This is a genomic window from Cupriavidus sp. GW821-FHT07C08 (genome assembly GCF_059419025.1).
The window spans coordinates 1-13559 of the sequence record NZ_JBWKQZ010000040.1 but is presented as its reverse complement, the minus strand read 5'-3'; the positions used below and the strand labels follow the sequence as shown (position 1 = coordinate 13559).

The 13559-nt window shown below is 63.3% G+C and carries 5 protein-coding genes; 1 reads left to right on the top strand and 4 read right to left on the bottom strand.

The features are described from left to right. Nucleotides 1–23 precede the first annotated feature (23 nt). The 4 genes from AC07UK_RS34575 to glmU all read right to left on the bottom strand — a co-directional run bounded on the left by AC07UK_RS34575 (nucleotide 24) and on the right by glmU (nucleotide 12321). Nucleotides 24–5147, bottom strand: coding sequence for a DNA methyltransferase family protein (locus tag AC07UK_RS34575; protein WP_494687529.1), 5124 nt, complete (start codon nucleotides 5145–5147; stop codon nucleotides 24–26). A 2-nt stretch (nucleotides 5148–5149) separates the two neighbouring features. Further along, a complete protein-coding gene (locus tag AC07UK_RS34570) occupies nucleotides 5150–8170 on the bottom strand; it encodes a DEAD/DEAH box helicase (protein ID WP_494687530.1) in 3021 nt (1006 codons plus the stop codon). An 830-nt stretch (nucleotides 8171–9000) separates the two neighbouring features. After that, the gene (glmS, locus tag AC07UK_RS34565) at nucleotides 9001–10839 is read right to left on the bottom strand and encodes a glutamine--fructose-6-phosphate transaminase (isomerizing) (protein WP_436220680.1); all 1839 of its coding nucleotides are present in this window, start codon (nucleotides 10837–10839) and stop codon (nucleotides 9001–9003) included. Nucleotides 10840–10956: 117 nt separating this feature from the next. Further along, nucleotides 10957–12321: a bifunctional UDP-N-acetylglucosamine diphosphorylase/glucosamine-1-phosphate N-acetyltransferase GlmU gene (gene glmU / locus AC07UK_RS34560; protein ID WP_494687531.1), complete on the bottom strand. Its 1365-nt coding sequence runs from the start codon at nucleotides 12319–12321 to the stop codon at nucleotides 10957–10959. 290 nt (nucleotides 12322–12611) lie between these two features. Between glmU and AC07UK_RS34555 the strand changes: the two genes are divergently transcribed. Continuing rightward, the gene (locus AC07UK_RS34555; RefSeq protein ID WP_436220679.1) at nucleotides 12612–13439 is read left to right on the top strand and encodes a DUF6279 family lipoprotein; all 828 of its coding nucleotides are present in this window, start codon (nucleotides 12612–12614) and stop codon (nucleotides 13437–13439) included. Nucleotides 13440–13559: the final 120 nt, after the last annotated feature.

Genomic DNA, 13559 nt, shown 5'->3' with positions numbered 1-13559 from the left:
GGTCTTCAGAGCAAAGCTCGTCTCTAGTCGCTGGCTGTGAAATAGTCCCATGCAATTCGGTAGTCATCCTCTCGATTGGCACGGGCGAATGGTGCTACATATGTGCGCTCCACCATGCGCGGGCCGCCGGGCAGGGTGTCGTCCAGCACCCATTGGGTTATTACGGTGCCATCGGGTACTTTGGGAGCACCGCCGCGCTGGATGAGCGCCTCGCTGTCGCCAACCGCGCCGCTGGTGTACGTCCAAAGGTCTTCCCAGCCGAAGTTTCCTTCACGCGTTCGGCCGTCAGGGACGGCAATGCGGGCTTTGGGCGTGCTGCGACTACCCTTGCGCGGCAAGCCAACGCCAACCAGGCCTTTGCTGTTGGTGAAGACGATGCGGCCGTGGATGTCGTACCAGGTGTCGCGCTCGTAGCCCTGCATGACAGGGAATTGCACGCGGTAGATGAGCAGCAACTCATCCAGCGTCAACCCCAGCGCCTGCGCCACCATCACATCGATTTCCACCAGCGCCATGCGTCGAGCGTAGTCGCTGCGCAACGCGCAGTGGCGCGTCCATGTGCTGGTGAGGTTTTGCCAGAAGTCCTGCGGCAGGCGCGAGTTTTCGGGCTGGCTCCAGTATTGGTCGGCAAAGGCCAGGTCGTAGACCTCCTCCCACAGCGGGGCGTAGTGGGAGGTGAGGCAATTGAGGGCCAATGCTCGTGCGGCAAGGGCGTCCGAGTGAACCAGTGGAATTCGAGACAAGGTCGACTCGTACAGGTCACCCAGACCCGTTGACTTCACGAAGAAGTCGGCTACGAGCGAAGCCATCGTGGCTTCTGTATCTACGAGGGTTCTAAGGTCGGCGAACGCCAGCGACAATATCGTATGAACATGCGCGGCACCGGGTGGAACAATCGCGCAAGTCAACGTCCGCTCACCCGACTGTGACAAGCGCCGGCGGTGCATATAGCGGAAAAACTCCGTCACCAACCGCCCCTGCGTTTCTCCTGCTTCCACCCAGCTCACCCTTGGTGTGCGGCGCAGGTATTCGGCGCGGTCGGCCATAGGCCGGTAGTTCGTGCGCGGCAAGTAGTCGTCTGGCAGGGTTTCGAGGTCGAGCTTGTCGTAAGCCCGGTGAGTATTACAAACACGCATGGGTGTTTGGTGATGCGGGTTGGTCACAAAGAAATGCGGGCCCGATAGCACCCAGTCGTGCGGGGTGGCGGCAAAACCATCGTCGCTTGCGGGGCGGCGGATGATGGTCCCGTCGTGCTGCGCGTAGGTTTCATCAAACATCACGGTGGAAAAGTAGCCCTCGCCCAGTTCGGCCAGGCGGCGCGGCCAGGCGGCCAGCTTGGCCAGCACGCTGCTCAGGGCGCGAGCGTGCAGTGCCGGCAAGCGAGCCCGGCAGGCAAGGGTGCCGGGCTCATCGTAGAGCCGGGCAAAGGTGGCCAGCGCCGCCTCGTCCACACTTACGATACGGTCGCGGTGGCCGGTGGTGTTCCATAGACCGGCCTCATTCTTGATGCCACCAGGTAAGCCGTTGCTATCGTGCTGGTAGCAGGCATCCACCGTGGATGGCGCGAACAGATTAGCCAAGTTGTCAAAACGAGGCTGCATCTGCGCCGGGCCGTAGATGTTGATACCAAACTTGTTGCGGTTGCCAATCGGGAACAACTTGAATTCGTTCTGGAACTGAAAATGCGTCTTCAGGCGTGAATAGATGACCTCGCGCAATGCGCCGCCCTCCGGGTCGTCGTAGGGGCCTTCAGGGTGCAGCAGACCAGTCACACCCTGAGCGCTGTTCAGGCCCCAGGCTAGCGGCATGAAGCACTTGTATAGGTTGGTCTGCACGCCTTTGAGCAGTGGGTAGTTCTGCACGGCGTTCAGGAAATTCTGCGTCCCTTCTGATTCCTGCAGTTCGGCCGTCCAGTCGGCCTGCAGGCCGGGGAAGCAGGCAAACGCCTCGGCCCTGAGCTTGGCTAGGTCGCTGGCGCTGATTTTGCGGATAGCAAACATGGGGTTGCGCTCGCCCAGTATGCCAGCTTCGTTCCACTCCACCTTGAGCCAGGGTGGGTTCCCCAGTATCAGGTCAAAGCCTGGCGCGCGCGCCGGGCCTTCTGCCTTGCGGCAGCTGCCCAGCAGCACGTCGGCAAAGCACAGCTCCCAATGCATGAAGCGACGCGCCTCTGCAATCGCCTCCACCGCCGCCACGCCCGGAAAGTGCTGCCTCAGCTTGCTGATACGCAACTGGCCGAATTTGTCGTGTAGGTTAGGTTTGTCAGCGGCCTCGGTCAGAGACAGCTGGGTCTCGAAGCCGTGGAGGCTGCGCTGGATTTCGGGTACGACCTGTTGCGGCTGCTCTAGCGCGGTGGGCTGCAGGTCCAGACTGGTTTGCGGCGCAAAGTCCACCACATTGCCTTCCAAGATGCCGCCAATTTCCATCCACCACAGTTCGCGGCTAGGGAGTTTCTCGAACGAAGTGATGGGCCAGAACCAGAGGGCACACCAGTAGTCCATTACTAGTTTCAGGCGCCGGAAGGGGGTGGCTAGGTCGCCGTCTTCGTTTAGCAGGCCTTGCTGGCGGATGGCGTCTTTCTGGGCGCGGCTGACGCGACCGGGGCCGTCGCTGCCTGCTCCAACGCTGTGGGGCCAGACAGACAGTGCGTCTTCGGTACGGGCACGGTCGCGGGCCAAGGCGGCGGTGTGTTCGGCCCAGAGCTCGTCCACTCGCTGACTGAGCTGCTGCAGACGAGCAACCTCAAAGTTATCCAGCGGCGCGGTCATGGCCTTGCGCCAGGCCTTTAGGCGTTCGAAGTCTCGCGGGTAGAGCTTTTTGGCATCCCTGTCGGTGTAGTTCGCCATGCCTGGGTCGGGCAGCAGGAAATGCCAGATTTCATCCGGACGCCGCGAGGCCTGGGCGGTGACGCGGCGCGGCGGCTCTTCATGCCAGGCCGGCTTGGCGCCCTTCTTTAGGGCGGCGGCATTGAAAACTTGGTGACGGGCGCCGATGAGGCTGTTGCCGGCGAAGAGTTGATAACCGAACCAGGGCACGCGCGCGGGCAGCGGACGCCCCTGTTCGTCCTGCTCGCCGTAGATGGCGTTGAGCCAGAGGGACACCTCGGCCAGCTCCACCGCCACCGGATTCAGGTCCACGCCGAACACGTTGCGGTCGGCCAGATACATTCGCACTCGTTGCAGTTCCTGTGGGTACTGTTCGTGTGGGATGCGCTGCCTCAACTCGGCCTGTTTGCGCTCCAGGTAGGCCTCCGCCAGATGGTTGACAGCCTCGTTCAAGAACGCCGCGCTACCCATGGCCGGCTCACAAACGGTGAGCGTGAGAATGTCATCGGCACACTTCACGCGCTCGCTGGTGAGCAGCTCCTTGAGAGCGTATTTCACCAGGCACTGGGTGAGCACCTGGGGGGTGTAGTAGCTGGCGCTCTTTTGCCGGTCGCGCCCCGCCAGGCGGTAGATGAAGCTGCCCTTTGGGTACATACGCAGCTTGTGGCGACCAGCGTCATCCAGGTCGTAGACCTTCTCGTCGTCGCGGTAGTCCCCGATGCGGCTGCGCGGCACGAACCAGGCGTTTTCAAGCTTGTCGGCTTCGGCGTCGCTGGCCCGCTCCCGGCGCGCGGTGGTATCGTCGCCGGCATCGCCACCATCGTCCTCGTCAGCACCTTCCTCGGCGGCAGCCTGGCCCTTCTTGGGAGCAGGCTTGACTTCGTAGAGGTCTTCTTCTGCAAAGAAGCCACGGTAGCTCAACAGTGCCTCGTACACCGCCCCCAGCTGGTTGATGGACAGCAGCTGGTAGCTGACGCGGCCGCTTCGCCGGCCCTTGCCCTGGCCCTTGCTGAGTGAGAGCTGGCGGATGACGCGCTGCCACACCTCGTTGGGGAATTGCACCTTCTCCAGCAGAGGCATGGTGCTGTCGTCGAACAGGCGGCTGTCCAATGGGGCCAGAGCAAAGGTATCCTTAGCGCCTTGGGTCACGTCGCGCAGGCCATGTTGCTCGTCCATGCCACAGCCATGGGCGACCAGCTTAAACAAGCGGCGCAGGGTGAGGTCGAAGTATTTGCCATCGCGCGCCTGCTGAGTGGACAGGGGTTGCAGTTCAAGGTCCCGCAGGCTTTCGAGGCTGTAGCCCTTGAGGTAGACCTCGCTCTCTTGAATGGGCACATAGCCTAGCTCGGGCCGGGCCTCGATGTAAAACATGAACAGCAGTCGGTACACCATGCGCAGGCATTCCAGACTGAGGTCGCCGGCGTCGAGCTTGTAGGCGCCCGAGTAGATGCTCTTCTTGCTACCGCTGGCCTGTTCGTCGAGCTGGCGGGCGGCTTCGTTGCCGAGAATTTCGATGGCCTCGCGCAGGGCGTATTTCAGGTCCTCGCTGACGCCAAAGGCGTGCTTGTGGGCGTTGTCGTCCAGGCTTTCCAGCAGGCTGCTGCCCTCGCCCGGGGCCAGGCAGTCCTGGTGCAGCAGCGCGGCGCAAGCCTTGAGGGTGTCGGAGTCTTTGCGGTCGAGGACGTCAGCCCAATTGAAGCGCAGGGCGCGGTTGTTGGGCCACTTGTAGCGGTCTAGCAGCAGCCATTCGTCCAGCCCCACCACCAGCACATAGCGAGGCGGGTGGTCGGCGCCGAACACCGCATCCGACAACATGTCGGCCCAGGTTTCACCGCGCAGCTCTGCGGGAACGGGCTCACCACCATAGTGGAAAGCAGTGAGCTGGTGGTCGAGTAGGTCCTCGCTTTCCGCACCGGGCTGGTAGGCCGGGATAATGGCTAGGCGTTCGCCTTGCAGGCGCCACAGCGGCACGGGCATGCCTGCGACGAGGTCCCGCAGGGTCAGCGTATGTGGCGGTTGCGTGTAGCCCAGCGCCTCCAACAGGCCTGTTTGCAGCTGTATGAAAGCTTGCCAGCGTTCATGCTCGTCGCGGCCACGCTGCACCTGACCGCGCAAGGCAAACCAGCGGTGGGCCCAGGCTTGGAGACGCTTGTAGGGGGGACGGTGGGCTTCTTCACCGGGGTGTTGAGCCTCTTCGGCGTCCCAGACGGCCAAGCGGTCCTTGATGTCTCCCTTGAAGACTTCGGCGAGGTAATGGTGGCTGTAGAACTCGTTTTCGTTGCTGATACCAGCGAAGGTTTGTACGGCGTCCAATACGGGCATTGTCAGGCTCCGGCAGCTTGCGGATGGCAGACACCGGCGAGCACCTGAATCCAGGGCTGCGGTTCGGTGGTCAGGGTGTCATGCACCCAGCGGCGGTAGTCGTCGAAGACGCGGTGAATGTGTTGGCTGCGCTGCTCGAAGCGGCCGCGCTTAACGGTTTCAAGCTGTTTTTCTAGCTCCAGCGAGAGCTGCTCCATCTGGCGTGCTTGCAGACGCTGCAGTTCGGCCTGGGTGCCTTCCAACTTCGCCTCCATCTCGGCAGAGAAGGTCTGCTGGCGCTGCACCATGAAATCGTGCATGCAAGCAACCGCCTGCGGCAGGGCTCGCTGCATCTGTGCCTGAAGGGCCTGCAGTGCAGAGGTTTGCCCCCGGTTGGGCAGCCCTCCGGCACGGATGCCGGCCCGCTCGATGAAGGTGTCGAACGGTTCCAGCTGGAATGCGCCCTCGCCGCCCCGGGAGGCGACTTGCCACTCCACCAGCAGCGGCTGGCCTTTGCGGTTGGGCACCAAGCTCATCAGGATGAAAGCCTGTTCATGGGGTGCCACCCTAGGGCTTTGCAGCAGCGGGGCCTTGTGGCGGCCGAAGTGCGTGAGCACCCGGTCGCCCAGCCATTCCATGATGGGGTGCTGTGGCCAGAGGTAGTGCAGCCGGGGCCAGGTGTCTTCCTCGGCGCGGGCCTGGCGCGCAGTTTCGATGGCGTCCATCATGCGCCTGGGGCTGGCGCATAAGGAGTAATGGTCATTGTCAGCCTGCACCTCGCGGGGCAACTGGCGCAAGCGGTCCTGGAGGTCGCGCGGTGCGGTAAGGGCAATGACCTGCTCATCGTCATGCGGTGCCCATTGGCACAGGGTCTGGCCTTGGTTGAGGTGGGTGAGCGCAGTCTTGGCGTAGTGGTAGTCACTCTCAAAGAGCGAGGCGGGCTCGTCAATGTGGTCGGTACTGCTGCCGCTCGGCGAAGCGGATGCGCCACCCGCACCGCCGTCCGCGCCGTCCGAGCTTCCGCCGAACAGTTGCATCAGCCAGTCGCCTTCGTTGTCGTTCTTGTCCGCAGCAGCCTGGTCCAGCTGCGCTTCCACCTCCTTGGGCTGCATGCCATCGGCCATGAAGTCCGACACCCTTTCGACTTCCTTGTCGGGGTCGTAGACATTTAGGAAGGCGGACGGGTCACCCAGGTTTTGGTAGGCCTGCTCGTCCTTAGCCTGCAGAATTTCCAGGATGCGAAGGTCACCGCGAATTCTGTCGTTCACCGTCTCAGTGAATAGGTAGACGATGTGCGGCTGGTGTTTCTGCCCATAGCGGTCCACGCGGCCATTGCGCTGCTGGAAAACCATCAGTGACCAAGGCAAGTCGAAGTGCACCAAGCGGTGGCAAAAGTAGTGCAGGTTCAAACCTTCGCTCGCGACATCGGAGCACAGCAGGACGCGGATGGGGTCGTCAAGGCGGCCGAAGCGGTCCACCAGTTCCTGCTGTTCGGTGTCGGGCATCTGGCCATGCAACACGGCCAGCTGGGTAGGCTTTAGCTTGAGGTCGGTAGCGAGCTGCTTTTCCAGCCAGCGCAGGGTTTCGATGCGCTCGGAGAAGATAACCAAGCGGTCTGCAGATTTGTGGGCTTCCCAGCCGAACGCATCCGAGCGCAGCTGTTCCAGCAGGCGCTGGTACTTGCTGAAGCTACGCGCAGTTGGGTCGCAAACCAGCACCTGGAGGGCGTCGGTCAACACGGCGAGACCTTCCACTTCCCGTAATTCTTCCGGCGTGGGGCTGGATTTGCCGCGCAGCAGCTTGATGCGCTTGGTGGTGGACTCCAGTGCCGCCGCCGGACTCGAGAACAGGGCCTTCTGCATGCCCACGCGCTGCAACTCTTGCTGGCGTCCGGCCTTGCGCTGCCCGCCCTGCGTAAACGGCACATCGAGCAACGCCCGGTAGGCAGCTTCCTCTTGAGCGCTGGCGGCCTGACGCAGGCACAGCGTCTTACGCTCCTGGAAGTCGGACTGGACCTGGTCCTTGATGTCCTTCTTGAAGCGGCGGATGACAAGGCCCTTGCTGCGGAAGTCTTCAGGGGTGTAGTGGTCCGGGTCAGAGATGGCCGTCGGGTCGAGCAGGCTCATCAAAGAGGCAAAGCTGCGAGCCGAGCCGTCGTGGGGGGTGGCCGACAGCAGCATGAGGGTATCGGACCGGTTGGATAGCAGCCGGGCCAGACGCGCACGGCGGGACAAGCCCCCGTCACCCGCCCGCGCGGCCACGTTGTGGCATTCGTCTATGACGATGATGTCCCACCAGGCACTCTCAAGGTAGTTCCGGTATTCCAGATTGTTCTTGAGGGTGTCGATGGAGATAATGCTGCGGTCGAAATAGTTGAAAGGATTGTGGTTGGCCGGGATTCGGTTGCGCACCCGTGCCAAACCGATGGAGTCGAGACGGACCAGGGGAATGGAGAACCGGCCCCACCATTCCTTCTGGAACTGGGTCAGCATGGCCTTTTGCGTAACCACTAGGATGCGCTTGCCCCGCCCACGCTGAATCAGCTCGCTGGCCAGGATGCCGGCTTCTAGCGTCTTTCCCAAGCCAACCGCATCAGCAATCAAGATTCGCGAGCGCGGTTGGCGAAGCGCCTGCAACGCCGGGTCGAGCTGGTAAGGAACCAGATTCATCACGCCCCGGTGGCCAAGGTGAATCCGGCGGTCGTTAGCCACGTTGCGGCGGCGCAGGCTTTCGAGATAGAGGATTGTGGCGTTGTAGGCAGGGCTGCCGTCGGGAACCAGTTCAGTTTCGGCGGGGTCGAGCACCTCAATGGCGTCTTCGAGCGAGCTCAGGAACAGTGTGGACTGGCCGCGAACCAAGTCCGAGATGCCATCACACGTGAGCAGCCAGCCGCCATCGGCAGCGGGGTCGACGCGGCGAATGAGCCACTCCTCATCACGAATGACCGCTCGTGCGCCAGGAGCAATTGGAAGCATGTCGTTTTTTGTAATGGCCTGCAGCGTGTCAGCCGCAGACCCAAGGGCTTTCCTGAGGTCCTGATTCATTAGTCAGTGCTTACTTACTTATCGTTCCCCGCATTCGCGGATACGGAAACGTTACTGGGAAGTCGTCAGTCTAGCGGCGATGTATCGCTTATGCCCCAGGAGTCGTGCCTATTGCGACGCGGATACCCCTAAATGAGGGGATTACAAGACCCAAGGCGCGGAAAGTGGCGCTTTAGTGGTTGGCTTCGCTTCGCACCTTGCGCATGCTAGCTAGGATACGAAGTGACTTCAGACGGCGTGCTGCGTCCGCTGGAATTGGATGGGCTATTGGAAATGGGATTGACCGAGGCGCTCAAACCGTATGCGCGCCGTGCAAAGACGGGCTGGCGCGAGCGATGCAGCGTTGGTCACTGGAACAGGGAAGGACGTATGGGAAGCACTCGCCGGATATATATCCTTACCGAACGAGTGAAGTGCTACTCCGTTAGCTCCAGCCTCCCAAGCCTATTTGCCGAATTCTATGTGGCTGTCTGCAACTTGACATAGCTTCCCCCTGCAATGCACCAACAGCGGAGTCGGCTGCTGGGCCCTGCCTGCCCTCGGCTGACCAGCAGGGCCACAGCAGGATTCATCCCACGGCGTAAAGGAAGCTCTTTGTCGCCCCGTATGTGCAGCTGTTAGAAATCAGCAGCGAGCCCCCAAGTTTCACAGAAAAAACCGGCCTCCCGTTGGGGTGAAAGGTCTGCCGTTGGAACCAATCCCCGACCGTTGGGAAAAGCGTTTCATCCCTTCTGCCACAAAGGTTTTGTGGGAATACTGGGCCATACAAATCCAGTGCTTTCGAAACGCTTTCATTTCCCATCAACACCGGCAAGGGGGCTGCCCTCGCCTTACTCCACCGTCACCGACTTCGCCAGGTTACGCGGCTTGTCCACGTCGGTACCACGCGCGCAGGCCGTGTGGTAGGCCAGCAGCTGCAGCGGCACCACGTGCAGGATCGGCGAGAGATCACCGTAGTGCTCGGGCAGGCGGATCACCTGGATGCCCTCGGACGACTGGATCTGGGTGTCGCTGTCGGCAAACACGTACAGGCGGCCACCGCGGGCGCGCACTTCCTGGATGTTGGACTTGAGCTTTTCCAGCAGTGCATCGTTGGGGGCGACGGTGACCACCGGCATGGCTTCGGTGACCAGTGCCAGCGGGCCGTGCTTGAGCTCGCCCGCCGGGTAGGCCTCGGCGTGGATATAGGAGATTTCCTTGAGCTTGAGCGCGCCTTCCATGGCGATCGGGTAATGCAGGCCGCGGCCGAGGAAAAGCGCATTCTCGCGGCGCGCGAAGTCTTCCGACCAGGCGATGATCTGCGGCTCCAGCGCTAGCACGCCATGCAGCGCCGCGGGCAGGTGGCGCAGGTTGGCCAGGTCCCTAGCCTCGGTCTCTTCGGTGAGCAGGCCGCGCGTCTTGGCCAGCGCCAGCGTCAGCATGTACAGCGCGGCCAGCTGCGTGGTGAAGGCCTTGGTCGAGGCCACGCCGATCTCGGTGCCGGCGCGCGTCAGGAAGCGCAGCTCGGTCTCGCGCACCATGGCGCTGGTTGCCACGTTGCAGACCGCCAGCGTGTGCACGTGACCAAGCGCGCGCGCATGGCGCAGCGCAGCCATGGTGTCGGCGGTCTCGCCGGACTGCGAGATCACCACCACCAGCGCGCGCGGGTTGGGCACGGTTTCGCGGTAGCGGTATTCGCTGGCGACCTCGACCTGGGTCGGGATCCTGGCAATGCTCTCCAGCCAGTATTTGGCGGTGCAGCCGGAGTAGTAGCTGGTGCCGCACGCCAGGATCAGCACGCTGTCGATGCCGGCAAAGACCTCGGCGGCGCCGCTGCCGAACAGCTCCGGCGAAATGCTTTCAATGCCTTCCAGCGTGTCGCCCAGCGCGCGCGGCTGCTCGAAGATCTCCTTCTGCATGAAGTGGCGGTACGGGCCCAGTTCCACCGATGCGGCGTGCGCTTCAACCACGCGCGCCTCGCGCTCGACCGGGTGGTCGTCGACGTCGTGGATGGTCACGCCGTCCAGCGTGAGTTCGACCACATCGCCCTCTTCCAGGTAGATGATGCGGTTGGCGGTGCCGGCCACGGCCAGCGCGTCGGAGGCCAGGAAGGCCTCGTTCTCGCCCAGCGCCACCACCAGCGGCGAACCGGCGCGCGCGCCGACCACGCGGCCCGGCTGGTCCTTGGCGAACACGGCGATGGCGTAGGCGCCGTGCAGGCGCTTGGTCACCGCGCGCACCGAGGCGAACAGGTCGCCGCGCGTGGCACTGCTGGGGTAGGTGTAGGCCTGGTGGATCAGGTGGGCAACCACCTCGGTATCGGTCTGCGATTCAAAGCCGTAGCCGACCGCGCGCAGTTCTTCGCGCAACGGCTCGTAGTTCTCGATGATGCCGTTGTGCACCAGCGCGATGGTCTCGCCCGACAGGTGCGGGTGGGCGTTGACGGTATCGGGCTTGCCATGCGTGGCCCAGCGCGTATGCGCAACGCCGGTGAAGCCGGACAGGCCGGAAGCCTGCGTCTGCGCGTCCAGGTCGGCCACGCGCGACACGGTGCGCGCGCGCTCGACCGCATCGTCGCGCACGACGGCGACGCCGCACGAGTCATAGCCGCGATACTCCAGGCGGCGCAACCCTTCGATCAGGACCGGAACGATATTGCGCGTGGAAACCGCGCCGACGATGCCACACATGCTGAACCCCCGTTTGCTGGCGCCTGCCCGTAGACCTCAGGCGCCGGTATGAATCCCGTGGCGCCGCCTCACCGAGGCGGCGCGTGCCCTGGCCGCCCGTGGACGGCCCTCTGACGCTTACTTCTTCGGCTGCTTGACCGGGCGCTGCCAGGCGTCGATGGTCAGCTGCTTGGCCCGCGACAGCGTCAGCTTGTCGGCGGGCGCCTCCTTGGTCAGCGTGGTGCCGGCACCCAGCGTGGCGCCGCGGCGCACCGTCACCGGGGCCACCAGCTGGGTGTCGGAGCCGATAAAGACATCGTCCTCGATCACCGTGCGGTGCTTGTTCACCCCGTCATAGTTGCAGGTGATGGTACCCGCGCCAATATTGACGCGCGACCCCACCGTGGCATCGCCCACATAAGCCAGGTGGTTGGCCTTGCTGTGCGCGGCCACCTGGGCGTTCTTGACCTCGACAAAGTTGCCGATATGCACGTCCTCGCCCAGCTCGGTGCCAGGACGCAGCCGCGCGTACGGCCCGATGCGCCCGGCGGGGCCAACCCTGGCCTCGTCGATATGGCAGAACGGGTGCACCTGGGCGCCGGCGCCGACGGTGCTGTTGCGGATCACGCAATGGGCGCCGATGCGCACACCGTCTTCCAGGTGCACGCGCCCTTCGAAAACGCAGCCCACGTCGATAGTAACGTCGCGCCCGCAGCTCAGTTCGCCGCGCACGTCGATACGGGCCGGATCCAGCAGCGTCACGCCGGCTTCCAGCAGGCGCCGGGCCTGGTTGCCCTGGTGGATGCGCTCGACCTCGGCCAGCTGCAGCTTGCTGTTGACGCCGAGCGTCTCCCAGATCGCCGCCGGCTGGGCCGAGACGGTCTCCACGCCATCGGCCACGGCGCGCTCGACCGTGTCAGTCAGGTAGTACTCGCCCTGGGCATTATCGTTGCGCAGCGTCGACAGCCACTTGCGCAGGTGGCCGGTGGGGCACACGATAATGCCGGTGTTGATCTCGCGGATGGCCTTCTCGGCGTCGCTGGCGTCCTTCTGCTCGACGATGCGGACGATGCTGCCCGCGGCATCGCGCACGATGCGGCCATAGCCGGTCGGGTCGGGCATTTCCACGGTCAGCACGCCAAAGCGCTGCGTGCCGGCTTCGGCCACGAGTGCCTGGAGCGTGGCAGCGCTGGTGAGCGGCACGTCACCATACAGAACCAACGTGGGCTGGCTGTCGTCCAACAAGGGAAGTGCCTGCATCACCGCATGGCCCGTGCCAAGCTGCTGGGGCTGTTCGGCAAAGGCGACATCGTCGGCGGCAACGGCCTCGCGCACGCGCCCGGCACTGTGGCCGACCACGACCACCAGCCGCGACGGCGACAGCGCACGGGCCGTGTCCAGGACATGCGCGAGCATGGGCCGCCCGGCTACCGGGTGCAGTACCTTGGGCAAATCGGAATACATCCGCTTGCCCATGCCCGCGGCGAGAATGACGATATTCACAAGGAGACCCCTAAGTGAGTGTGTCCGAAAATATTCTTGAAAACGCCAGCCGGGTGTTTGGCGGACTGCGCCGCCAGGCTTGGCGAAAACGTGCGGCCAGGCCTGCGCATAACCCCGCAAACCCTTGCCAGGACTTGGCTGGCGGCCACCTGGGCAACCCGGCATCGATGCGCGCCGATTTTAACATGGCGGTTTCTGCGCATCGGGCCGCCGTTTCTGAATTTCACAATTGCTGGGCCCGGCGGATTTTCGCGATTCTGGGCGCGGCGGCCTTGTGCGCCTGCAGCGCCATGAAGCTGGGATACCAGCAGGGTGACCACCTGGCGTACTGGTGGATCGACAACTACGTCGATGTCACCACGGCCCAGGAACCGCTCACGCGCGAGGCCATTGCGCGCTTTTTTGCCTGGCATCGCAAGGCGCAATTGCCGGAAATCGCCACCTTGCTGCAACAGGCCAAGGCCGAGGTGCGCCAACCGGTGACACCGGCCACGGTCGAGCACTTCCAGGACGCCTCGCAGCAACTGGCGCGCAAGTCCTTCGAACAAGCGATGCCCGACCTCGCCGACCTGTTGCTGACGCTGACGCCTGAGCAGATCGGCCGCATGGAGAAGAAATTTGCCGAGGGCAATGCCAAGTACCGCAAGAAATTCCTAAATCCCAACCCTGCCGAGCGCGAGGAAGCGCGCTATGACAAGGTGATGGAGTACGCGCGGCTGGTCTACGGCAACTTCTCCAGCGATCAGGAAAAGGCCATCCGCGCCAGGATAGGCCCGGTGGTACAGAATGCCGAGGCGCGCTACGCCGAGCGCGTCGCCCGGCAGCAGGAATGGCTCAAGATGGTGCGCTACGTGCAGGCCACGCAGCCACCCAAGGCGCAGGTGATAGACGTGCTGCACCGCTTCCGCGAATACTGGCAGAACCCGCCAGCCAGGCTTGCCGCCAGCCATGAAGCCAGTGACAACGCAGGCATCGCGCTGACCGTGGCCATCGCCAACATGACCACGCCGCAGCAGAAGGTGCATGCGCAAGACCGGTTCCAGAAATGGATCGACGACACGCATGCGTTGATGCGCGAGAAGGCAAACGCCCCGGTGCGGGCGGCGGCTGCGAATTAGGGCAATTGAAAAAAGCCGATTGTTTGCTCCCTCCCACGCTTGTGCTTGCCTTTACCCACAACTTCCGGCGGCTTACTCGTTTTTCTGGAAGATCCGATACATTTCGGTGATTTCGTGCAA